We start from the raw sequence: 22,802 nt of genomic DNA, 5'->3' as shown, positions 1-22,802 counted from the left end.
TCATCCTTTCCGTAGCCGCGGATCGAGGACCGTGTAGAGCACGTCCACCGCGTGGTTGACCAGGGTGAAGAGGAGCGCGATGGCGAGGGCGGCGCCCTGCACGACGGGGTAGTCGCGTTGCAGGACGCCCTGCACGAGCAGGCGGCCGACACCGGCGTACGAGAAGACCGTCTCGGTGATGACCGAACCGCCCAGCAGGGAACCGAATTGGAGCCCGAGGACGGTCACGATGGGCAGCCAGGAGTTGCGCAGCACGTGGTGGCGGATCACCACGCCATCGCTCAGGCCCTTCATACGGGCGGTCCGCACGAAGTCGTCGTCGAGGACTTCCAGCACCGAGGCGCGCACGATGCGGGTGATGAACCCGGCCATCGACAGCGCCAACGTGACGGCGGGCAGGATCAGATGCTGGATCCAGGGCCACACCAGCTCGGGGCGGTTCTGCAGAATCGCGTCCAGGAGAACGAAGTTGGTGGTCGGGTTGTAGTCAAGCGAGCTGGGCAGCCGGCCGAGGACCGGGAGCCAGCGCAGCCACACGCCGAACACGACGATGCCGAGGACGCCGAGCGCGAACCAGGGCAGCGAGAAGCTCACCGTGGCCACGGCCCGGGTCGAGTGGTCGATCCAACTCCCTTTGCGCAGCGCGGCGACGACACCGGTGACGACACCGAGCAGCACCGCGATCGTCATCGCCGCGAGCGTCAACTCGATCGTGGCGGGGAGCGCGTCGCCGAGCAGACCGAGGACGCTGTTGGAGCCGTAGAACGAGGTGCCGAGCCGCAGGTGCACCAAGTCGTTGAGGAAGGTGCCGTATTGGGCGATGAGCGGCCGGTCGAGGCCGAGTGCCTTGTTGACGCGCTCCTCGTTGGCGGCCAGTTCGGCGGCGGAGAGGTTGTTGCCGCCGGCCGCGAGCGAGGTCGCCGGTGAGCCGGGCAGCAGCCGCATCGCGAGGAACACCAGGCTGGCCAGCGCGAACAGCACGACGGGGATGACCGCGAGCCGCCGTAGGACCAACAGGGTTGGTCCTGCCGCCCACTTGGGCCTGCGGAGGGGGAGCAGTGCGGTGGTCACGCGGGCCCCTTCACGTCGAGCGCGTCGCGCAGGTCGTCGCCCACGAAGTTGCAGGCGACGACGAACAGCAGGGTGAACGTCGCGGGCAGGACGACCAGTCGGGGCGCCGTGTAGAGGAACTCCTGGCCCGCCTGCACCATGTAGCCCCAGTCGGGCTGCGGGGGTTGGATGCCGAGGCCGAGGTAGGACAGGCCGGCGGCGAAACCGGCCGCGATCGACAGCGTCATGACGACCTGGGCGAGCATCGGTCCGGCGATGTTCGGGAGGAGTTCGCGGGCGAGGATGCGCGAGGTGCGGGTGCCGCCCAACTTGGCGGCGACGACGTAGTCATGGGCCGCCTCGCGCGCGGTCAGGGCGCGGGCCAGCCGGGCCAGACCGGGCGCGAGGGACACCCCGATGCCGAAGACCAGACTGACCGTGCCCGGTCCTGCGGCCGCCACGAGGAGGATGACGAGCAGGATGGAGGGGAAGGCGAGGGCGAGGTCGACGATCCGCATCAGGACCTGCTCGACGACACCACCGGCGTACCCGGCGACGAGTCCGATGCCGGTTCCTACGACGGCTGCCAGCGCCGTCGCCGCGAACGCCACCAGCAGCAACGGCCGGGCGCCGTGCACCAGTCGGGCCAGTTCGTCGCGGCCCAGGTCGTCCGTCCCGAACAGATGGCCGGAGGAGCCCATGGGCAGCAGCGCCGACGACGTCTGACGCAGCGGGTCCGCCTGGACGAACAGCGGACCCACGACGGCCACCAGGACCAGTGCGACCAGTACCAGCCACGACAGCACGGCCGGCCAGGACCGTGCCAACCGGCGCCGACGCCATACGGCGAGGACGCGCCGCCCGGTGAAGGTCGACGAAGGGGGTCGTGCGGTCGCCACGGGTGGTGGAGCGGTCGTGGTGTCAGACACTGGCCTTCTCCATGTAACAGCGGTGGTTGGCCAGCGCCGCCGTGTTCATGTGCTTCACGTGAGAGCCGCTGACCACCAGGTTGGCGAAGCAGGCGAGCATCGACAGGACCATGTAGTCCTCGGCCCAACGGCGTTGGATCTTTGTGTAGGCAGCCGTGCGCTGCGCACCGAGGGGCAGGTTCTTGGCCGTGTCCAGCTCCGCCTGGAGCGAGGGGGCGTCCTTGAGCGTGTCCATGCCGGTGATCGTCGCGCCGTAGAGCCCGGTGGGACTGGCCATGGCACCGACCATGTCGTTGGCGTCCGGGACGTAGGTGTTGCGCTCCCAGATCATCAGGTCGTGGTAGTCGTCCTTGCCGTCGAGGAGCCGGGTGAAGTAGGTGGCCGGGTCGACGGAGGTGGTGACCACCTTGAAGCCGACGTCGGTGAGGTTCTGGGCGACGATCTGCGCGGCCTTCGGGTGCCAGGCGTCGCTGGCCGCCATGAGCCGGATCCGCCGGCCGCCCGCGCCCGCCTCGGCGACGAGCTTCTTCGCCTTCGCCGTGTCCTGGGTGCTGAGGTCGGCGAGGCTGGTGTCGTAGCCGCTCTGCGCGGGCGGGATGGCGTAGCCCCCGGGCAGCGCGCCGACGCCGTAGAAGGCCTGGTCGAGGATGGCCTTGCGGTCGATCGCGAGGTTGATGGCCTGGCGGACCTTGAGCTCGGGGACCCGGCGGGCGTCGATCATCAGGATCGCGTTGGCGTTGTACGGCGTCTTGTAGACCGTCACCGAGTCGTCCTTGCGCAGCTGCGCGGCGGCCGAGTACGGGGTGAACTGGGTGGCCGAGATGTCGCCGCTCAGCAGTGAACTGACGATCGTCGAGGGATCCTGGACCTGGCGCAGCACCAGCCGGTCGACGGGCGGTCTGCCGAGGCGGAAGTCGTCGAAGGCCGTGAGGGTGATGGACTGGCCGGAGGTGGCGGCGGAGAAGGCGAACGGGCCGGTGCCGACGAGGTGCTTGCCGATGTCCGCGCCGTACTTCTTCAGCGCGGCCTTGGAGATGATGCGACCGCCGATGTCGGACAGCTGGCCGAGGGTGGTCCGGTCCGGCTTCTTCAGGACCATCTTGACGGTCAGGTCGTCCGGAGCGGTCAGCGAGGCGACGTTCGCGCCGAGGTCGGACAGCGGGCGGGTGGCGCCCTTGGGGAGCGTCTTGTCCTTCTCGTCGAACTGCCGCCCCAGGCTTGCCAGTACGTCCGCAGAGGTCAGTGTGGTGCCGTCGTGGAACTTCACGCCCTCGCGCAGCGCGAAGGTGTACGTGAGCTGGTCGTCGGAGATCGTCCAGCTCTTGGCCAGGTCGGGCGTGGGCTCGTTGGTCTCGAAGGAGATGAAGGTCAGGCCCCGGCAGATGCAGTCGACGGCCATCCAGTCGCCCAACGAGGTGTAGAACGACGGGTCGTTGACCGCGCTCGTGGCGTCGATGGCGAGGGTCAGCGTGCCGCCCTTGCTGCTCCCCTTGGCGTCGTCGGCCGCCGCACCGCAGGCGCTGAGCAGGGCGGGCAGCCCGAAGCCGACGCCCACTCCGAGGAGTCCCGCGCCCCGGAGCATGGTGCGGCGCGACGCCGTCGACGGGGTGGAGCCGGGTGAGGACGATCCAGCTGACTGGTCCGGCATGTGGGCCTCCTTGGGCACCGATCCTCGGATAATGGATCTCAAAGTGTCAAGATTGGATCCAATAGCATGTTCACGGGCCACAGAGTCCCTCTCGTGTCCCGGGTGTTAAAGGCGTGTGAACCGGGCTGTGGGCGTGATCCGGCCAGTACCGGCTACGCGCCCGGCGTGCCCCGGCGCCGGATCAACTCGGGCCAGATCACGGGGTCATGACCGGGGACGAGTTCGTAGCCGCGTTCGGCGGCGATGCGCTTGAGCCGGCGGATGGGCTCCACCGTGCTCTCCGGGTCGACACCGATCGAGGCGCCGATCGGACGCTCGTGCTCGATGTTCTCGGTGAGGTCGGCGGCGTCGAAGGCGAACACGAAACCGCCGCCGTCCACGAGGTCGACGACGAAGCTCTGGTGTCCGGGGGTGTGCCCGGCGGTCAGTACGGCGGTCACGCCGGGGGCGATCTCCACGTCGCCGTCGGCCTGTCGCCAGTCGATGCGCGGGTCGTCGAAGTCGACGCGGAAGATGGAGTGGCGCTCGACCTCGGGCTGCCCGGACAGGCCGTAGGCCAGCTCCTCGCGCTGTACGTGCACCGGCACCCGGCCCGCGAAGTGCTTGAGTCCGCCCGCGTGGTCGGCGTGCAGATGGCTGACGGCCACCGCGTGGATCGCGTCCATCGCGATGCCGGCCGCGTCGAGGGCCTCCTCCAGGGGTTCGCCCGGGCCCGGGAGGATCGGCCGGTAGTTGGGGGAGCCGTAGAAGCGGCGGCGCAGGGCGGGGTCCCGGATCAGCGCCGTGTTGAAGCCCGTGTCGAGCAACAGCCAGCCGCCGTCGCACTCCAGGAGGACCGCCGGTACGGGTTCACGCAGCCGTTCCTCGTACGGGGCGCCGTGCACGGAGACGGACTTGGGGAGTTCCTCCCAGCCCAGCAGCAGGGGCACGATCCTGCGGACGCCTTGGCGTGTCATGGAGTGCGGGGGTGGGGCGGGAGGCGCATGGGCGATCCGTTCCGGGAGGGTCAGGGGCTATGTTCGGGGGATCAGGATCGGGTGCTGGGGGGGGGATCCACACTTTAAGTATGTGGATCCCAAAGGCGGTTGCGGAGAGGTGAACAAGTCCTCTCCGCCGAGCCGGTCATGCCGTCCTGCCGCGCAGTGTCTCCTTCTTGGCGCGGTTTCCGCAGGTGCCCATGGAGCACCAACGGCGGTTCCCCGGGCGTGAGATGTCGAGGAACAGGGCGCCGCAGGTCGGGCCCGCGCAGTCGCGGACGCGGGTGAGCGACGGGGAGATCGCGAGGTCCAGGGCGTCACGGGCGACGAGGGCGAGAGTGGCCTGGACAGGATCCTCGGCCTGCCAGTCGAGCCGCCCCGTGCGGTTCAGGCGCGGCACCGGGACGGGGTGTGCGGCGGCCTCGTTGACCAGGGCGAGCGAGTGCGCGTCGGGCATCAGGCCGGCCCGGGCGGCGGTGATCAGCGTGTGGACGGCCTCGCGCAGGTCGCGTGCCCCAGCCGCATCGGCGTCCCCTTCTGCCGTGCAGGGGCCGCACTGCCGCACCCACGCCGACAAGGCCTCGGCGTCGGGGAGTTCCTCCACCACGTCGGGCGAACCACGGTGGCGCAGGGTGCGGATGAAGTCCAGGCAGAGGCGCCCGGCGCCCTGGCGGAAGCGCGGAGTCGATGACACGCGCCCACTGTACCTCCGTAGAACCGGTTTAAGTGGTGCCAGGAGGACGGCACTCCTGCTACCGTCAGCCGAACCAGTCAAACCGGTTCTCGCGTGAGGTGTGTCCGTGCCCCGCTGGGTGATCCTCGTCCTGTCCCTCGCCTGCGGTGTGGGCGTCTCGACCATCTACTTCCCGCAGGCGATCAGCTCGCTCGTCGCCGCCGACCTGGACGTCTCCGTCGGCTCGGCCGCCCTCGTCGTCACGGCGGCCCAATTCGGGTACGCGGCCGGGATCTTCCTCCTCGTCCCCCTCGGCGACCGGCTCCCGCACCGCCCCCTGATCGTCACCCTGCTCGTGCTCACCGCCGCCGGACTGCTCGCCGCGAGCGCCGCGCCCTCGCTCCCGCTGCTCGTCGCCGCGAGCGCGGTCACCGGCGTGACGACCGTCGTGCCCCAGATCATCATCCCGATGGCCGCAGGACTCGTACCCGCCGAACGCCGCGGAGCCGTCACCGGCACCCTCCTCAGCGGCCTGATCGGCGGCATCCTCCTGGCCCGCACCTTCAGCGGCACCCTCGGCGAACGGTTCGGCTGGCGGGCGCCGTACATCGTGGCGGCGGTCATCGTCCTGGCGCTGGCAGCGGTCCTCTCCCGGGCCGTCCCGCCGACCACACCGTCCACCCGGCACGGCTACCCGGCCCTGATAGCCGCCCCGCTGCGGCTGCTGCGCACCGAACCGGACCTCCGCCGCTCCTGCCTCTACCAGGCCATGGTCTTCGCCGGCTTCAGCGCCGCCTGGACCACGCTCACCCTGCTCGTCACCGGACCGACGTACGGCATGGGCGCCCAGGCTGTGGGCATCCTGGGACTGGTCGGCGCGGCCAGCATGTTCAGCACGCCCCTCGCCGGGCGCCTGGCCGACCGCAGAGGACCCGACACCGTCAGCCTCCTCGCCATGCTCGGCACGATCGCCTCGGCGGCGCTCCTCGTGCCGGCCGCCGGGGGCGGCACGGCCGGCCTGCTGACCCTGGCCGCCGGCATGCTGCTGCTCGACGTCGCCGTCCAGTCCGGCCAGGTCGCCAACCAGGCCCGCATCTTCGCGCTACGGCCCGAGGCCCGGGCCCGTATCAACACCGCGTACATGACCTGCGCGTTCCTCGGCGGCAGCGCGGGTTCCTGGCTGGGGGTGCGCACGTACGACCGGTTCGGCTGGCGGGGCGTGACCGGCCTGGTCGCCACCCTGGCCGTGGTGGCGCTGGGCCGGCATCTGCGCCACGTACGCCGGGCGCAGCAGGGCAAGAGCCGACCAGGCCGGTCAGGATTCGAGAAGCGCGAGGCCACGCGTTCCCCCTAGCGTGACTGCCAGGTGGAGCACCGTGCACCGGGAGCGGACGTACCGCTCGAAGCCTGGTTGGATCGGGCCAGGCGATGTCCGCCGAGCGACTGTCGGCGGCCTGGCGCAAACGGAGGGAACGCACGATGAGCAAGGCCATGAGGACGGACACGCAGTCGTCCGGGCTGCACGCTGCCGACAGCCACGACCTGATCCGCGTGCACGGCGCGCGCGAGAACAATCTCAAGGACGTCAGCATCGAGATCCCGAAGCGCCGGCTGACGGTGTTCACCGGTGTCTCCGGCTCGGGCAAGAGCTCACTCGTGTTCGACACGATCGCCGCGGAGTCGCAGCGGCTGATCAACGAGACGTACAGCGCCTTCGTGCAGGGCTTCATGCCGACGCTGGCCCGCCCCGAGGTCGACGTCCTCGACGGACTGACCACCGCGATCATCGTCGACCAGCAGCGGCTGGGCGCCGACCCCCGCTCCACGGTCGGCACCGCCACCGACGCCAACGCCATGCTGCGCATCCTCTTCAGCAGGCTCGGGAAGCCGTACCTCGGCTCGCCCAAGGCGTTCTCCTTCAACGTCGCCTCGATCAGCGGCGCGGGGGCGGTCACCATGGAACGCGGCGGACAGAAGGTCAAGGAGCGCCGCAGCTTCAGCATCACCGGCGGCATGTGCCCGCGCTGCGAGGGCCGCGGCTCGGTCACCGACCTCGACCTCACCCAGCTCTACGACGACTCCAAGTCCCTTGCGGAGGGCGCGATCACGGTGCCCGGCTACACGGGCGGCGGCTGGAACTCGCGCCTCTACACCGAGTCCGGTTTCTTCGACCCGGACAAGCCGATCCGCAGGTTCACGAAGAAGGAACTGCAGGACTTCCTGCACCGCGAGCCGACCCGGATGAAGATCGCGGGCATCAACATGACCTACGAGGGTCTGATCCCGCGCATCCAGAAGTCGATGCTCGCCAAGGACCGGGAGGGCATGCAGCCCCACATCCGGGAGTTCGTGGACCGGGCCGTCACCTTCACCACCTGCCCCGACTGCGACGGCACCCGCCTCAACGAGGGCGCCCGCTCGTCGAAGATCAAGGGGATCAGCATCGCGGACGCCTGCGCGATGCAGATCAGCGACCTGGCCGAATGGGTGCGCGGCCTCGACGAGCCGTCGGTCGCGCCGCTGCTCACCGCGCTGCGGCAGGCCCTCGACTCGTTCGTCGAGATCGGTCTCGGCTATCTCTCGCTTAACCGGCCGGCCGGCACGCTGTCGGGCGGCGAGGCGCAGCGCGTCAAGATGATCCGCCACCTCGGCTCCTCCCTCACCGACGTCACCTACGTCTTCGACGAGCCGACCATCGGCCTGCACCCGCACGACATCCAGCGCATGAACGACCTGCTGCTGCGGCTGCGCGACAAGGGCAACACCGTGCTCGTCGTCGAGCACAAGCCGGAGACCATCGCCATCGCCGACCACGTCGTCGACCTCGGCCCGGGCGCCGGTACGGCGGGCGGCACCGTCTGCTTCGAGGGCACCGTCGAGGGACTGCGCACCGGCGGCACCATCACCGGCCGGCACTTCGACGACCGGGCCAAGCTCAAGGAGTCGACGCGTAAGCCCACCGGCACCCTGGAGATCCGGGGCGCCGCGACCAACAACCTCCAGGACGTCGACGTCGACATCCCGCTCGGCGTCCTCGCCGTCATCACCGGAGTCGCGGGGTCCGGCAAGAGCTCGCTGGTCCACGGATCGATCCCGGCCGGCGAGAACGTCGTGTCGGTCGACCAGGGTGCCATCCGGGGCTCACGCCGCAGCAACCCGGCGACGTACACCGGACTCCTCGAACCGATCCGCAAGGCCTTCGCCAAGGCCAACGGTGTGAAGCCGGCCCTGTTCAGTGCCAACTCCGAGGGCGCCTGCCCCACTTGCAACGGCGCCGGCGTCATCTACACCGACCTGGCGATGATGGCGGGCGTGGCCACCACCTGCGAGGAGTGCGAGGGGAAACGGTTCGACGCATCGGTGCTGGAGTACCACTTCGGCGGGCGTGACATCAGCGAGGTGCTCGCGATGTCGGTGACCGAGGCCGAGGAGTTCTTCGGCGCGGGCGAGGCGGCGACTCCGGCCGCGCACAAGATCCTTACCCGCCTCGCCGACGTGGGCCTCGGCTACCTCAGCCTCGGCCAGCCGCTCACCACCCTCTCCGGCGGCGAACGCCAGCGCCTCAAGCTCGCCACCCACATGTCCGAAAAAGGCGGCGTCTACGTCCTCGACGAGCCCACCGCCGGCCTCCACCTCGCCGACGTCGAGCAACTCCTCGGCCTGCTGGACCGGTTGGTCGACTCCGGCAAGTCGGTCATCGTCGTGGAACACCACCAGGCCGTCATGGCCCACGCCGACTGGATCATCGACCTCGGCCCCGGCGCCGGACACGACGGCGGAAAGATCGTCTTCGAGGGGACACCGGCCGACCTGGTCGACGCGCGGTCGACGCTCACGGGGGAGCACCTGGCGGCGTATGTCGGCGCGTGACCCGTCTTGCAACTCCCTTGCGCTCAAAGGGGGTTGTATGACAGCTCACGTCTTCTTGCCGATGTCGGCGGACCGCGCCACGAAGCGGGCGGCTCCGCCGGTCACCCGGAACAGGAACCCTCCGCCGTCGTCGCCGGCCTGGAAGAACTGCGTGGAGGCGTCGAAGCCCATGAGGCGCGTGATGCCCTGCCAGGGGCGGCGCAGGAGTTCCGAGCGCAGGGCGGTGCGGCCGTCGTCGCCGACGGAGGCCAGGCCGTGGGCGGCGAACCGGACGGCGTCGTACGCTTCGGCCGCCCAGGGGCCCGGCGCGTGTCCGTGGCGGGCGCGGAACGCGGCGGCGAACGCCTTGGTACGGGTGTCGGCGTTCGCGTCGGTGTAGCCCGTAGCGATCCTCCAGTCCTCGCCGGCGGCGAGGAAGGGGGCGCCGAGGACGTGCTCGCCCGCGACCCTGGCGCCCTGGTGGCCCGACTCCCGCAAGGCGTGGGCGCAGGCGGCGGCGCGGTCGGGGCTCACCCCGCTGAAGAAGACGGCGTCGCGGGGGCGGGCGGAGATACGGCGGGCGGCCCCGGTGAAGTCCGCGTCCGCGGCTACCTCCTCCACCGTCGTCCCGCCGTCGAGCACGCCGTTGACGGTGATGTTGCGGACCGTGGTCAGACTCTCCACCTCGGTGGCCAGGTCGTGCACGACCACCGTGCGGGCGGGTTTGACGACCCGGTTCAGATAGATCACCGCCGCGAACGGGCCGACGATCTGGGTGGCGCGCAGCACGAGGGCGCTGGTGGTGTTGACGACGTCGAGGGCTCCGGTGTCGGCGCGAGTCACCAGCAGGGTCAGCCGGGCCTTCGTACACGGCGGGAGGGCCGCCGGCACGGTAACGTTCGATCCCGCCGCGATCACCACGGACACGTCCGGGTCGGCGGCCAGCCGGGTGGCCGCAGCGGCGGAGCCCTTCGCGGTGCCGACGTCGTCGGCGGTGCGCAGGGCGAGGTCCACGGAGCGCTTGGCGTCCCGGTTGTGCTGCTCGACGGCGAGGAGCGCGCCGCGCTCATGGTCGGTGAAGAAGGGGTCGTGCGGGCTGCCGAGCAAGGCGACGACATGGCGGGAGCGCCGTACGGAACCGGTGTTCGCCGACGCGGCGGACCGGCCCCACTCCCACCACGCGCCCGCCCCGGCCACCGCGGCGACACCGAGCGCGGCCCCCGCGACGAGCAGACGCCGTCGGGTGGGCGAGGGCGACGCGTCCACCGGCAAGGGTCCGGCGAGCATGGTCGGGTCGGGCACGGGCAGGTCGAGGACGCGTGCGGCACGGGCGGCGACCAGGGCCGGCAGCCCTTCGGGCAGCCACTCGGCCACGGCGAACTCGCCGAAGACGTCGCGGAGTTCACGGGCGCTCGGGCGGCGCTCCGGGTCCTTCGCCAGACATCGCCGTACGGTCCCGCCGAGGTTCTCCGGGATGCCGTCCAGGTCCGGTTCCTCGCCGACGGTCCGGAACAGCACGGCCGCCGGGCCGCCGGTGCCGAACGGCGGGCGGCCGGTGGCCGTGTAGGCGAGGACGCAGCCGAGCGAGAAGACGTCGCTGGGCGGGCCGACGGTGTGCCCGCGCGCCTGCTCGGGGGAGAGGTAACCGGGGGAGCCGACGACGGAACCGTCCGTGGTGAGCGCCGTCGCGCCGACGGCCCGCGCGATCCCGAAGTCGATCAGCCGCGGCCCGTCCGCGGCCAGCAGTACGTTCGCGGGCTTGACGTCCCGGTGGACCAGCCCGGCCGCGTGCACCCCGTCCAGCGCCTCGGCCAGCACGGCACCGAGCCCGCGCAGCTGCGCCTCGGGCCACGGTCCGCGCAGCGCCACCGCCTCGGCGAGGGACGGGCCGGGCACATACGCGGTGGCCAGCCACGGGGAGCGGGCGTCCGCGTCGGCCGCGACCACCGGCACGGTCCACCGGCTCGTGAGGCGCGAGGCGAGTTCGGCCTCGCGGCGGAAACGGGCGCGGAAGCCGGGGTCGTCGGCGTACTCGGCGCGGATCACCTTCAGCGCACACCAGGCGCCGTGCGGCGAGCGCGCCAGATAGACGACGCCCATGCCGCCCGCGCCGAGCCGCCCGGCGAGCCGGTGCCCGCCGATCACGGACGGATCGGCGGGCAGGAGCCGTTCCAAGACAGCCGCCTCCCTTTCGCAGTCGTCCCCTCCGTCGGCCCGGAGCCCTGGTCAGCCCTGGCTCTGCGCCGCGCGGTTCAGATCGCCGAGCGATCCCAGTTGCCGGAACCGCCCGCCGCGGACCTCGTGGACGAAGGTCTCGTCCGCCCAGCCCGTCGAGCTGTTGTCGTACTGGTGGAAGTCACCGAAGGCATACGTGCGGGCGATGCCCTGGTACTTCACCTTCGCCAGCCGTACGGCGAGATCGGCCCGCACCGGCCGTCGACGCGCCCCGGCCGGGACCGTGCGGGCGAACTCGGCGAGCAGCATTTTCGCACTGTCGTACGCCTCGGTCGCGTACGGCTCCGGAGTGCTGCCGTAGTGCTTCCGCCAGGCCGCGGTGAAGTCCTTGGCCGGCTTCGTCGTCAGGACGGAGGGGTCCACGGCGTCCGTCACCACGTACCAGCCCTCGCCGGCCGCGCCCGCAAGGCGCGGGAAGTCGGAGCCGTAGAGCTGGTGCTGCATCCAGCGCGGCCCGGTGAAGCCGGCCGAGGCCAGGGCCTGGGCCGTGCGGACGGTGGCGTCCAGGGCGCCCAGATACACGAAGGCCTTCACACCGGCGGCGAGCACGTCGCGCACCGCCTTCGGGCCGTCGTCCGTGTCCTCCGCGACGACGCGGGGCACGACCTCGCTCTTGAGGACGTTGCGCCAGTTGCTGACCACCTGGGTGCCCTCGTCCTGCATGGCCGAGCCCCCGGCCCGGTCGATCACGACGCCGGCCGGCACCACCTGTCGGGTGATGTAGGCGTGCAGTGCGATCCAGCCGCCGAGCGCGCCGTGGGCGGGGCCGCTCTGGAACGAGGACTTCGGCGACGTCAGGAAGTAGTCCTGCTGGCCCGTGGTGCTGGAGACGTGGGTCAGCCCGGCCGCACCGTAGACGGCCGGTGCCGTCCGCATGGGGATCTCCGCGACCGGTCCCAGTACGGCGACGACGTTCCGGTCGGCGGTGAACCGGCGGGCCACCTCCCGTGCGGTGTCCGTGTCGCCCCGGTCGGCGAGGACCTTCACCTTCAGGTCGTAGGAGCGCTTCGGTGTGGCGTTGTGCTCGGCGACGGCAAGGCGGGCGGCGCGTTCGGAGGCCCTGCTGACGGCGGCCTCGGCCGTGCCGGTGGTCGTGTGCACGCCGAGGACGTACACGGGACGCGCGGGGCTCGCGGCCGGCTTCTCGTCGTCCCCCGACGCCCACACCGCCGCCCCGGTCCCGCCGCCCGCGAGCAGCAGCGCACCGCCGGCCAGCAGCAGACGGCGCCGTCCCGGGTGCCGGGCGGGGTCGGCCGGTTCGTCCACGACCGTGGGCTCGACGTCCGGGAAGGCGAGGCTCTCGGCGGCCCGTGCGGCGACCATGCGGGCGACGGGGTCGGGGAGCCAGCCGCCGGAGGCGTCCGGAGCGTCATCGGTGAACACGCCCCGTATGTCCTCGGCCGTGGGCCGCTCGGACGGGTCCTTGGCCAGGCAGCGCTCCACCAGGGTCCGCAACTCACCCTCCACACCGGCGAGTTCGGGCTCGTCGTGGACCGTGCGGTACAGCAGGGCGTCCGGCGTCCCGGTGCCGAAGGGCGGAGCACCGGTCGAGGCGTACGCCAGCACGCAGCCCAGCGCGAAGACATCGCTCGCGGACGTGGCGGGCTGCCCCTCGGCCTGCTCCGGGGCGAGGAAACCGGGGGTGCCGACCACGAGCCCGGACGCGGTCAGCGCCGTGTCGTCGGCAGCGCGCGCGATGCCGAAGTCGATCAGACGCGGCCCGTCCAGGGCGAGCAGCACGTTGCCCGGCTTGACGTCCCGGTGCACGAGCCCGGCCGTGTGCACGGCGTCCAACGCCTCGGCCAGCAGCCCGCCCAGGACACGTACGGCCTGCGACGGCAGCGGGCTGTGCGCGTCGACCGCTTCGGCGATGGAGGGCCCGGGCACGAACGCGGTGGCCAGCCACGGCTCGCGCGTCTCGGCGTCCGCGTCCAGGACGGGAACCACCCAGGGGCTGTCCACCCGCCGCGCCAGCTCCACCTCCCGCGCGAACCGGGCCCGGAAGTCCTCGTCCCCGGCGCCCTCGCCCCGGATCACCTTGACCGCGGCGAGTGCCCCGGAGTCGGTGCGCCCGAGGTAGACGACGCCCATGCCGCCCGCGCCGAGCCGCCGCAGCAGCCGGAACCCCGCGATGCGGGACGGGTCGGAGGACCGCAGCGGTTCGCTCACTGCCCCGCCCCCTTCGACTCGGTCGGTTCGGCGGCGTCGCCGGCCTTGCCCTTGCCGTCGATGCTCGCCGCGACGAAGGTCATTCCCTTGCCCGTGTCGGTGGTGACGGTGGAGTCCTCGGCCTCGGTCCGGCCCGAGCCGTGCCGCGCGGTCGCGGCCACGGTGACCGGCCCCATCCGGAACTTGTACCAGTCGAAGGGATGCGCCTTGCCGCCGTCGGCGGCCCAGTTCCCGCTCTCCGTCAGGTCGTCGTCGGAGATCACGGACCGCCCCTCGGTGAACGCGTCGACCCGGGAGAACAGGCCGCTCACCCGGTCCGTGGCGTTCAACTGCTGCTCGGGACAGCGCAGCGCCTCCTCCATCGACCCGGCCATGTCGCGCCGCGCCGACACGACGTCCTGGTGCACGGTGACGGTCAACGACACGTACACCGGCCCCTTGCCGTCCTTCGCCGGCAGCTCGTACATCCGCGTGAGACTGGCCAGCACGGTGCCGGGCAGCGCCTCGCGCCGCCACAGGCAGTCCTCGCCGAGCACCGCCCACTCGGCCGGATCGCTCTCGAAGGGATCTCGTGTGCGGTACCCGGTGCCGAAGTAGTCGGGGCGCACGGTGAGTTCACGAACGAACGCGACCGCCTCGGCCCGCGTTTTCGGCGCCCGGTCCTCGGCGAGCGTGTACGGCTCGTTCGCGGGCGACGCCGAGGGCGACGCGCCGGAGCTCTTCTTCGGCGTCCCCTCCGCTTTCGGCTCGTCGTCGCTCGCCCCGCCGCTGCACCCCGCCAGCAGAAGCGCCCCCGTCGTCGCCGCTAAGACTGGTCTCCACCCGGCCATGCATCACTCCCACCCCTGTGCCCGCAACCCTTGTGACGAGTGTGGCGCACGTTGACGGTCTTGGTTGCCAACTACCCTTAGGAACATGAGTAGTTAGGGATTCTGACGACGGCGTACGGCGTTCCGGTTGCAGCTGTTGCGTCCGCGGTCCTCGGAGGCGTTCGCCCGCGCGGTTCTGAACGCCGATCGTCTCTGAATGCGCGGGCCGGCCCGACTCCCCGGCGCGCATCGGGGCCGTAGCGGCGATTCTGGAGGAGTCGGCCAGTTCGTCCGAGAACGGAGACGCAGCTCATGGACATGAAGCTCGAAGTCGTCGTGGTACCGGTCGGGGACGTGGACCGGGCCAAGAACTTCTACACGGCGCTCGGCTGGCGGCTCGACGCCGACGTCGCCACCGGCGAGGACTTCCGGGTCGTGCAGGTCACCCCGCCGGGATCGCCCGCCTCCGTCATCTTCGGCACCTCCGTCACGACCCAGGCGCCGGGCTCGGCCCAGGGCCTGCACCTGATCGTGGACGACATCGGCGCCGCCCACGACGAACTCAAGCGGATCGGCGCCGACCCGAGCGACGTCTTCCACGACGAGGGCGGCGTCTTCCACCGCGCCGGGACCGACGCCCGGGTGCCCGGACCGGACCCGAAGCGCAGCAGCTACGGCTCGTTCGTGTCCTTCAGCGACCCGGACGGCAACGGCTGGGTCCTCCAGGAGATCACCACCCGGCTCCCGGGCCGGCTGGACCCCGCGGCCACGACGTTCGCCTCGGCCGGGGACCTGGCGAGCGCACTGCGCCGCGCCGCCGCGGCACACGGTGAGCACGAGGCGCGCACCGGCGCGCAGGACCCGGACTGGCCCGACTGGTACGCGCGGTACATGGTGAGTGAACAGGCCGGTACCGAGCTGCCGTCCTGACACCCGAGCGAGGGCGGCCCCCGGGCGAGGAGGACGAACGGATGAGCCACGACCGCGATCATGACTACGACTACGACGTCATCGTGATCGGCGGGGGATCGCCCGGCGAGCACTGCGCCGGAGCCCTGGCCGACGGCGGACTCCGGGTCGCCCTGGTGGAGCGCGAACTGGTCGGCGGGGAGTGCTCGTACTGGGCCTGTATCCCGTCGAAGACCCTGCTGCGCCCGGGCGAGGCCGTGCACGGCGCACGGGAGGCCGCGGGGAGCGCCCAGGTCGACGTCGAACAGGCCCTGGCCTGGCGGGACTTCATGGTGTCGGACTACTCCGACGCCGGCCAGGAACGCTGGCTGGCCGACAACGGCATCGACCTGCTGCGCGGCACCGGCCGCCTGGCCGGACCGGGTGTCGTGGAGGTGGCCGGAGCCCGCCATACCGCCGAGCACGTCGTCGTGGCCACCGGGGCGGCACCGATCATGCCGCCGGTCCCGGGCCTGGCCGAGCTCACGGGCGTGTGGACCAACCGCGAGGTGACGGGCATGAAGGCGGTCCCGCGCCGGCTGATCGTGCTCGGCGCGGGCCCCGTCGGCGTCGAGATGGCCCAGGCCGTACGCCGGCTCGGCGGCGAGGTGGTCCTCACGGCCCACGGCCCGTACGTCCTGCCCCGCGAGCCCCGGCCACTGGGCGAGGCGCTCGGCGAGGTGCTGCGCCGCGACGGGGTCGAGCTGGTGCTCGGGCCGCGGACGGTCGCCGCCCGGCGCGAGGGCGAGGACTACGTCCTGACGCTCGACGACGGACAGGAACTGCGCGGCGACCACCTCCTCGTGGCCACCGGACGCCGCCCGCGCGTCGACGACATCGGCCTGGACACGGTGGGCGTGAAGGCCGACGGGCACGGCATTCCGGTCGACGCGCGCCTGCGCGCCGCCGAGCGGCTGTGGGTCGTCGGCGACGCCACCGGGCTCTGGATGCTCACCCATGTCGGCAAGTACCAGGGCGAGATCGTCGCGGCCAACATCCTCGGCGAACCCCGAGAGGCCGACCACACGGCCGTGCCCCGCGTGGTCTACACCGACCCGCAGGCGGCGTCGGTCGGCGCGAACGAGGCACGGTTCAGCGCCACCGTCCCGATCTCGGGGGTGGCCAAGACCGCGGCCTACACCCGCGCCTACGCCGACGCCAACGGGTTCCTCACGCTGCTCAGCGACGGCCGGGTGCTCACCGGCGCCCACGCCCTCGGCCCCGAGGCGGGGGAGTGGCTGCAGCAGGCCACCCTCGCCGTGCGCGCCCGCCTCCCGCTGGACGTGTTGCGCGACACGATCCAGCCGTTCCCCACGTTCTCGGAGATCTACGTCGCCGCGCTGAAGGACCTGCACGATCGGATCCGGGCTGCGGACGGAACGGCGACGCGGTCTGCCGGAGGGTGAACTCGCCACATTGGCAGGCTTTATGGGCACTGGTGGCGATGTATCGATTCGGCTAACACCCATCCAGGTTGTGCAGGAAATGTGTGTGCCGCGTGATTGAATCATGTGCAGCTCGGCCTGGTGGCTTGAAATCGACCGTTCGGTTCCCCGTGTCCTGTCCCCGTTCGCAGGATGTCCGCGCGCTCGTACACGTCCGCCCGGCCGAGCCGGTACGAACGTGCGGCAGGGGTGGGAGTGGTCGATCCGCGCGTACCCCTGCCGTGGCGCACCCTGTGTCCCCGCGCGTCTCCCGACCGGAGGCACGCGCCCGGCGCGGCCCGGCGGTCTCCGCGGCCCGCCGGACGGGAGCGTGCACACGTCACCGTGCCGGCCCACCGCGACTGCGGTGCCGCCTGCCGTCACGTACGTGAAGGGAACCCTCGATGACCGCCACCGCCACCGCCACCGTCTCCGACTTCTACTACGGCGCAGTGACACCTGTCGCCGCCTACCTGATGGCATGCATGGGAGCGGCCCTCGGGCTCCGCTGCACGACCCGTTCGCTGCGCCGCCCGCAGCACAGAGCCCGGTGGCTGGCCACGGGCGCGGTGTCGATCGGCTGCGGCATATGGACCATGCACTTCATCGCCATGATCGGCTTCAGCGTCCAGGGCGCGCTGGTCAACTACGACACGACGAAGACGCTTCTGAGCCTCCTCGTGGCGATCGTGGTGGTCGCCATAGGAGTGTTCCTGGTCGGCTACCGGGGCGGCTCACCGCTCAACCTCGGTGTCGCGGGCGCGGTCACCGGGCTCGGCGTGGCGGCCATGCACTACCTCGGGATGGCCGCCATTCAGACGAACGGCACCCTTCACTACAACCCGCTGACCGTCGTGCTGTCCGTGGTGATCGCCGTGGGGGCGGCCACCGCGGCGCTTTGGGCAGCGGTTTCCATCCACGCGCTGTGGGCGAGCCTCGGCGCGAGCCTGGTCATGGGTGTGGCCGTGACCGGCATGCACTACACCGGCATGGCCGCGGTCTCCGTGCACCTCACCCACCAGGCGGCGTCCGCGCAGTCCTCGGCCGACCTGGTCGCGTTCCTCCTGGTCATGCTCGCCGGCCCGCTCGTCGTCCTGCTGATCGCCGCCGTGATCGTCATGTTCGACCCCGACATGATGCTCGGCGACGACGAGACGAGCGAGCACGCGCCCGCGCCCGCGCCGCTGTTCGGCGGTGACTCCGTGTTCCCGGCGCAGCAGCCGGTACAGCAGTCGCCGACGCGCACCTCGTGGTGATCTGATCCCGGCACCCCGAGCACACGCGGCCGTCCGAGCCCACTCCCGGGCGGCCACCCGCGCTCACATGCCGTTCTCCGCAGGGGGAGTGCGGGCGCCGGACGATGCCGCGCCCCCGGTCCTGGCCTCCAACGCGCGCACTACGGCCACCATGTCCTCGCCGCCGTGACCCCGTGCCACGGTCTCGTCGTAGAGGGCGTGGCAGATGTCGAGGAGCGGGGAGGCCAGCCCGGCCTTGCGGGCGGCCTCCGCGATCAGCCGGTTGTTCTTCAGTACGTCCGTGGCCGCCGCCTGCACACCGAAGTCACGGCTCACCAGCTTGGGCGCCTTCATCCGGGAGACGGAACTGGCCATCGGCCCCGCGTCCAGCACCTCCCGCAGCAGACGCTGGTCGAGCCCGTGCCGGTCGGCGAAGTGGAACGCCTCCGCGAGCCCGGTGACCAGCGTGATCAGGAACAGGTTCACCGAGAACTTCATCAGCAGGGCGCCCGGAACCGCACCGCAGCCGAACGTCTCCTGGCACACCGGAGCGAGCAGCGGTCGTACGGCCGCCACGGCAGCGGCGTCCCCGGCCAGCATGCCCACCAACTTGCCCTGCTCCGCCGGGACTCGGGACCCGGAGACCGGGGCCTCGACGTATCTCCCGCCCGCGATCCGGATGTCGTCCTGGAGGCCGGCCGAGTACTCGGCCGAGGTCGTGCCCATGTGGACGACGGTGTGTCCGGCGACCCGCGCGGCGAAGTCCGGGGTGCCACGGCCCAGCACCGCGTCGACGGCCGTCTCGTCGGCCAGCATCAGGAACACGTCGTCGTCGGAGCGGTCGAAGACCTCGGCGGGGCTTGCCGCGACCTCGGCCCCGGCGGCACGCAGGGGTTCGGACCGGCCGGGCGTGCGGTTCCACACCACGAGGGGTGTTCCGGCACGGGCGAGGTTGAGCGCCATGGGCTGCCCCATGACCCCGAGGCCGATGAAACCCACGTACGCCACGATGCACCGCCGTTTCCGTCCCCCGGCGAGGCCGGACCGCCACCATCGCCGTTGCTATGACAGCGGTCATAGTAGTTCACCCTATGACAGCGGTCATAGAGTGGAGTGCGGAGAGCCCGCGCGACGGTGACGGAGGTCGGGGATGGCAGCGGCAGGGGAGTCCCGGTACGGGGCGCGCGAGCGGATGGTCTTCAGCGCGGCGCAGCTCATCCGGCGCGACGGGGTCGCCGCCACCGGAATGCGCGAGGTCGCCGTCCACGCGCACGCGCCGCGCGGCTCGCTCCAGCACTACTTCCCCGGCGGCAAGGAGCAGTTGGTCAACGAGGCCGTCGGCTGGGCCGGCCGGTACGCGGGCAAGCGCGTCGACCGTTTCCTCGCCGCGCTGTCCGAGCCGACGCCGAGCGGGCTGTTCGGCGAGATGGTCCGCCAGTGGACCGACGAGTACGCGGCCGTCGGCTTCGCGGGCGGGTGTCCGGTGGCCGCCGCCACGGTGGACTGCGCGGAGACCGGCGCGGCCACGCGTGAAGCCGCTTCCGCCGCCTTCACCGCCTGGAGCGGCTCGGTCGCCCGCGCCCTCATCGGGATGGGTGTGCCGGAGGAGCGGGCCGGAGCGCTGGCCACCCTCATGATCAGTGCCCTGGAGGGCGCGATCCTCGTCGCCCGGGCCGAGCGGGACGTCCGTGCCCTGACGACCGCGGCCCGGGAACTCGGCCCCCTCCTCGACGCAGCGGTGCGCGAGGACGGCTGATCCGAGGTCGACGGGCATCATTCGCACCACTGGTAACAGGCCATCCTGTCCGACACGTCGGACGTGTGGCACCCTCACTGTTACGATTCAGTGACGCACGCCACCCCGGCCGGGCGCACGATACCGGCATGTCCGAGATGTTCCCAGGAGGCTCCCATGGCGAGCAGGACCGGCCGCGTGACGGCGACCGACGTCGCCAAGGAAGCGGGAGTTTCGCAGACCACGGTCAGCTATGTGCTGAACGACGTGCCGCACCAGAAAATCTCCGAGCAGACCCGACGCAAGGTCCTCGACGCGGTGGCCAAGCTGGGCTACAAACCCTCCGCCGCCGCACGCGCCCTCCGCCTGGGCCGCAGCGACCTGGTGCTGATGTTCCTCCCGGACGTCCCCGTCGGCGGCACGATCACCGCCCTCGTCGAAATGCTCGGCGACGAGCTGGAGCGCCACGGCCTGAACCTCGTCACCCGGCGCGAACACCACGCCCCGCTCAAGTCGCTGTGGCAGGAACTCATGCCGGCGGCCGTGATGTCGGCCTTCGAGGTCTCCGACGAGGACGTGGCCGGCATGCGGGCGGCCGGCATCCACGTGGTCAGCGCCGGAATGGGCCCCGACGCCGCACCGGGCGTGCTGACCATCCCCCAGACCGTCATCGGCGCGATGCAGGTGGAGCGGCTGGCCGACACCGGGCACGTACGCATCGGCTACGCCGCACCGGGGGACCCCCGGCTCCGCGACTTCCTGGCGCTGCGGCTCGAAGGCGCCCGAACGGCCTGTGCGCAGCGCGGACTTGAGCCGCCCGTCCTGCTGGACGTGCCCCTCGACATCGCGGCGGCCGCCGCAGCGGCCGAGCAGTGGCACTCCGCCGTCCCTGCCGTCACGGGCGTGTGCGCCTACAACGACGAGACGGCTTTCGCCCTCCTCGCGGGCATGCGCAGGGTGGGCCTGTCCGCCCCCGGCGACCTGGCCGTGATCGGCGTCGACAACGACAAACTGGCGCCCTTCGCGATGCCGCCGCTGACGACGATCGACAACAACCTCGACGTCGTCGTGGGCCGCGCGGCCCGGATGATCGTCAGCGGCGTGACCGGCCGGGCGCTGCCGTCCTCGCCCCAGGTGACCCCGCTGAGCCTGGTCGTGCGCGAGTCGGCCTGACAGCCGTCGGCCCAACCTGACAACAGCCGTTCCGGCCCCGGGCGCGCACTGACGCGCCGCGCCGGTTGATTCCGGCTTTCCGGAAAACAGTGACGCACGGGTCTTGTGGCCCGCCGAGGGCTGGGCTTACGTTACGCATACGTTTCACTTGTACGTATCAGTGGCTGGTTCTCACCCACCGAAAACGGTGGCGAACAAACCCCCTCCGGCCAGGGACGGCTGACCGCCAAGAACGGTCGACGCCGCGTCAGGACCTGGTTCTCCCCTCACCTCCGAGGCTCTTGAGGGCGGCTCGACGCCTGATGCCGCCCGGTCATCCACTCACCAGCGGAGTACCCATGCGAAGAATCGCGCTGACGGCCGTATCCGCGGCCCTGATGCTGTCCGCGGCCGCGTGCGGCTCGGGTTCAGGTTCCGGTTCCGGCAAAGCGGCCACCGGTGGCACCCTGACCCTGGCCCCGCTCGTCGCGGCGCAGCCGTGGGACCTGGCCGACGCCGGACTCGGCAACAACGCGCAGTACTACCAGCCCGTATACGACTCGCTGTTCCGGCTGTCCCCGACGGCCGAGGTCGAACCCAACCTGGCGACCAAGTGGTCCTACGACGCGGCCCGCACGGTACTCACGCTGACCCTGCGCAGCGGCGTCAAGTTCACCGACGGCACCCCACTGGACGCGACCGCGGTCAAGACCAACCTGCTGCACACCAAGGGCGGCACCAGCGAGGCGGCGGGCCAACTGGCCAGCATCAGCGGCGTCGACGTCGTCAGCGCCACCTCGGTCAGGATCAGGCTCTCGGCCCCCGATCCCTCGCTGGTGCCGAACCTCGGCAACGTGGCCGGCATGATCGCCGGTCCCAAGGCCATCGCCGCGGGCACGATCAAGAACACCCCGGTGGGTTCCGGCCCCTACACCCTGGACAAGTCCGCCACCACGGCGGGCAGCACCTACACCTTCGTCCGCAACCCGGGGTACTGGAACAAGGCCGCCTTCCCCTTCGACAAGATCGTCCTCAAGCCGCTCACCGACCCGACCGCCGTGCTCAACGCGCTGCGCTCGGGCCAGGTCAACGGCGCGCTGCTGGCCAGCGCCAAGAGCATCGCGCCGGCCAAGAGCAGCGGGCTGACCGTCACCAAGTTCACCTCCGGTGACGTCGAGGGCGTCTACATCTGGGACCGCGCCGGAAAGATCGTCAAGGCGCTCGGCGACGTCCGGGTCCGCCAGGCCCTGAACTACGCCTTCGACCGCTCCACGATCGTCAAGACGGCGAAGCAGGGGCTCGGCAAGGCAACCACCCAGATCTTCAACCCGGCCGGTTCGGCCTTCGACAGCTCGCTGAACTCCAAGTACTCCTACGACCCGGCCAAGGCCAAGCAGTTGCTGGCCGAGGCGGGTTACCCGCACGGCTTCTCGGTCACCGTGCCGGACGTGTCGTCGGTCTTCCCGGACCAACAGGCCGCCATGGTCCAGCAGTTGGAGGACATCGGGATCAAGGTCAAGGTCGACAAGATCCCGGTCACCCAGTTCATCAGCGCCCTCCTCGCCGGCAAGTACCCGCTGTCGTACATGACGCTGGCCTCCTTCCGCCCCTGGGACACCATCCAGATCGAGGTCGGCAAGAGCGCGCTGTGGAACCCGCTGCACACCGAGGACCCCAAGGTCACCGACCTCATCACCAAGGCCCGGTCGGCGACCGGCGCCGCCCAGGACGCCCTGTTCAAGCAGCTCAACACCTACCTCGTCGACCAGGCGTGGAACGCGCCCTGGGACTCCGTCGAGGCCGTCTACGCGACGACCAAGGGCGTCACCTTCACACCGCAGACGTTCGCCGCGGTGCCCCCGATCTACAACTTCAAGCCCGCCGGCTGACCAGGACGGCGGACCGGGCGGGCACGGTGACACCGATCCCGCCCGGCCGCCGCCGCCCCACAACGGCCGAGGAAAGGCAA

The 22,802-nt window shown here is 71.3% G+C and carries 17 protein-coding genes; 8 read left to right on the top strand and 9 right to left on the bottom strand.

Annotated features, from left to right (window positions below):
* From OH768_RS01715 to OH768_RS01695, 5 genes are all read right to left on the bottom strand, one after another.
* On the bottom strand, window positions 1–1,071 hold the full coding sequence (locus OH768_RS01715) for an ABC transporter permease (protein WP_406449249.1): 1,071 nt from the start codon (window positions 1,069–1,071) through the stop codon (window positions 1–3).
* Window positions 1,068–1,979: an ABC transporter permease gene (locus tag OH768_RS01710; protein WP_406449247.1), complete on the bottom strand. Its 912-nt coding sequence runs from the start codon at window positions 1,977–1,979 to the stop codon at window positions 1,068–1,070. Before OH768_RS01710 ends, OH768_RS01715 begins: the two co-directional genes overlap by 4 nt.
* Window positions 1,972–3,627, bottom strand: coding sequence for an ABC transporter substrate-binding protein (locus OH768_RS01705; RefSeq protein ID WP_406449245.1), 1,656 nt, complete (start codon window positions 3,625–3,627; stop codon window positions 1,972–1,974). Before OH768_RS01705 ends, OH768_RS01710 begins: the two co-directional genes overlap by 8 nt.
* A 152-nt stretch (window positions 3,628–3,779) precedes the next feature.
* The gene (locus tag OH768_RS01700) at window positions 3,780–4,583 is read right to left on the bottom strand and encodes an N-acyl homoserine lactonase family protein (protein WP_406449243.1); all 804 of its coding nucleotides are present in this window, start codon (window positions 4,581–4,583) and stop codon (window positions 3,780–3,782) included.
* A 166-nt stretch (window positions 4,584–4,749) separates the two neighbouring features.
* Window positions 4,750–5,298 carry a CGNR zinc finger domain-containing protein gene (locus OH768_RS01695; RefSeq protein WP_406449241.1) on the bottom strand — a complete coding sequence of 183 codons (549 nt, stop codon included), beginning with the start codon at window positions 5,296–5,298 and terminating at the stop codon, window positions 4,750–4,752.
* 100 nt (window positions 5,299–5,398) lie between these two features.
* Here OH768_RS01695 and OH768_RS01690 point away from each other — a divergent pair, with 100 nt between their 5' ends.
* On the top strand, window positions 5,399–6,631 hold the full coding sequence (locus OH768_RS01690; protein ID WP_406449239.1) for an MFS transporter: 1,233 nt from the start codon (window positions 5,399–5,401) through the stop codon (window positions 6,629–6,631).
* A gap of 125 nt (window positions 6,632–6,756) precedes the next feature.
* Entirely contained in the window at window positions 6,757–9,147 is a 2,391-nt protein-coding gene (locus tag OH768_RS01685) for an ATP-binding cassette domain-containing protein (RefSeq protein ID WP_406449237.1), read from the top strand.
* Window positions 9,148–9,192: 45 nt separating this feature from the next.
* On the opposite strand, the gene OH768_RS01680 is transcribed toward OH768_RS01685, so the two are convergent.
* From OH768_RS01680 to OH768_RS01670, 3 genes are read right to left on the bottom strand one after another with little or no spacing between them, the layout of a single operon-like run.
* Window positions 9,193–11,301: a bifunctional serine/threonine-protein kinase/ABC transporter substrate-binding protein gene (locus OH768_RS01680; protein ID WP_406449235.1), complete on the bottom strand. Its 2,109-nt coding sequence runs from the start codon at window positions 11,299–11,301 to the stop codon at window positions 9,193–9,195.
* Window positions 11,302–11,352: 51 nt separating this feature from the next.
* Window positions 11,353–13,530 (bottom strand): bifunctional serine/threonine-protein kinase/ABC transporter substrate-binding protein, encoded by a 2,178-nt coding sequence (locus OH768_RS01675; protein ID WP_406449233.1) that lies wholly within the window; start codon window positions 13,528–13,530, stop codon window positions 11,353–11,355.
* Window positions 13,527–14,360, bottom strand: coding sequence for a hypothetical protein (locus tag OH768_RS01670; protein ID WP_406449231.1), 834 nt, complete (start codon window positions 14,358–14,360; stop codon window positions 13,527–13,529). Before OH768_RS01670 ends, OH768_RS01675 begins: the two co-directional genes overlap by 4 nt.
* A 291-nt stretch (window positions 14,361–14,651) precedes the next feature.
* Between OH768_RS01670 and OH768_RS01665 the strand changes: the two genes are divergently transcribed.
* The 3 genes from OH768_RS01665 (at window position 14,652) to OH768_RS01655 (ending at window position 17,967) form a co-directional block, all read left to right on the top strand.
* The gene (locus OH768_RS01665) at window positions 14,652–15,269 is read left to right on the top strand and encodes a VOC family protein (protein WP_406449229.1); all 618 of its coding nucleotides are present in this window, start codon (window positions 14,652–14,654) and stop codon (window positions 15,267–15,269) included.
* A 41-nt stretch (window positions 15,270–15,310) separates the two neighbouring features.
* Window positions 15,311–16,693 carry a dihydrolipoyl dehydrogenase family protein gene (locus OH768_RS01660; protein WP_406449227.1) on the top strand — a complete coding sequence of 461 codons (1,383 nt, stop codon included), beginning with the start codon at window positions 15,311–15,313 and terminating at the stop codon, window positions 16,691–16,693.
* 422 nt (window positions 16,694–17,115) lie between these two features.
* Complete coding sequence (locus OH768_RS01655; protein ID WP_406449225.1) at window positions 17,116–17,967, top strand: MHYT domain-containing protein; 852 nt, start codon at window positions 17,116–17,118, stop codon at window positions 17,965–17,967.
* A gap of 63 nt (window positions 17,968–18,030) precedes the next feature.
* Here the strand turns inward: OH768_RS01655 and OH768_RS01650 are convergent, their stop codons facing one another.
* Window positions 18,031–18,954 (bottom strand): NAD(P)-dependent oxidoreductase, encoded by a 924-nt coding sequence (locus tag OH768_RS01650; protein WP_406449223.1) that lies wholly within the window; start codon window positions 18,952–18,954, stop codon window positions 18,031–18,033.
* A gap of 142 nt (window positions 18,955–19,096) precedes the next feature.
* Between OH768_RS01650 and OH768_RS01645 the strand changes: the two genes are divergently transcribed.
* The 3 genes from OH768_RS01645 to OH768_RS01635 all read left to right on the top strand — a co-directional run bounded on the left by OH768_RS01645 (window position 19,097) and on the right by OH768_RS01635 (window position 22,722).
* Window positions 19,097–19,702, top strand: coding sequence for a TetR/AcrR family transcriptional regulator (locus OH768_RS01645; protein ID WP_406449221.1), 606 nt, complete (start codon window positions 19,097–19,099; stop codon window positions 19,700–19,702).
* A gap of 156 nt (window positions 19,703–19,858) precedes the next feature.
* Entirely contained in the window at window positions 19,859–20,854 is a 996-nt protein-coding gene (locus tag OH768_RS01640; protein WP_406449219.1) for a LacI family DNA-binding transcriptional regulator, read from the top strand.
* Window positions 20,855–21,192: 338 nt separating this feature from the next.
* Entirely contained in the window at window positions 21,193–22,722 is a 1,530-nt protein-coding gene (locus tag OH768_RS01635; RefSeq protein WP_406449217.1) for an ABC transporter substrate-binding protein, read from the top strand.
* The last annotated feature ends 80 nt before the right edge of the window (window positions 22,723–22,802 follow it).

Source organism: Streptomyces sp. NBC_01622, assembly GCF_045209635.1.
Classification (GTDB): domain Bacteria; phylum Actinomycetota; class Actinomycetes; order Streptomycetales; family Streptomycetaceae; genus Streptomyces.
This window is presented reverse-complemented; position numbering and strand designations above follow the sequence as displayed.

Bases quoted from the DNA above. Each gene is read 5' to 3' on its own strand.
- OH768_RS01705 (WP_406449245.1), bottom strand. From the start codon at position 3,627: ATGCCGGACCAGTCAGCTGGATCGTCCTCACCCGGCTCCACCCCGTCG.
- OH768_RS01700 (WP_406449243.1), bottom strand. From the start codon at position 4,583: ATGACACGCCAAGGCGTCCGCAGGATCGTGCCCCTGCTGCTGGGCTGG.
- OH768_RS01685 (WP_406449237.1), top strand. From the start codon at position 6,757: ATGAGCAAGGCCATGAGGACGGACACGCAGTCGTCCGGGCTGCACGCT.
- OH768_RS01670 (WP_406449231.1), bottom strand. From the start codon at position 14,360: ATGGCCGGGTGGAGACCAGTCTTAGCGGCGACGACGGGGGCGCTTCTG.
- OH768_RS01665 (WP_406449229.1), top strand. From the start codon at position 14,652: ATGGACATGAAGCTCGAAGTCGTCGTGGTACCGGTCGGGGACGTGGAC.
- OH768_RS01660 (WP_406449227.1), top strand. From the start codon at position 15,311: ATGAGCCACGACCGCGATCATGACTACGACTACGACGTCATCGTGATC.
- OH768_RS01655 (WP_406449225.1), top strand. From the start codon at position 17,116: ATGACCGCCACCGCCACCGCCACCGTCTCCGACTTCTACTACGGCGCA.
- OH768_RS01645 (WP_406449221.1), top strand. From the start codon at position 19,097: ATGGCAGCGGCAGGGGAGTCCCGGTACGGGGCGCGCGAGCGGATGGTC.
- OH768_RS01640 (WP_406449219.1), top strand. From the start codon at position 19,859: ATGGCGAGCAGGACCGGCCGCGTGACGGCGACCGACGTCGCCAAGGAA.
- OH768_RS01635 (WP_406449217.1), top strand. From the start codon at position 21,193: ATGCGAAGAATCGCGCTGACGGCCGTATCCGCGGCCCTGATGCTGTCC.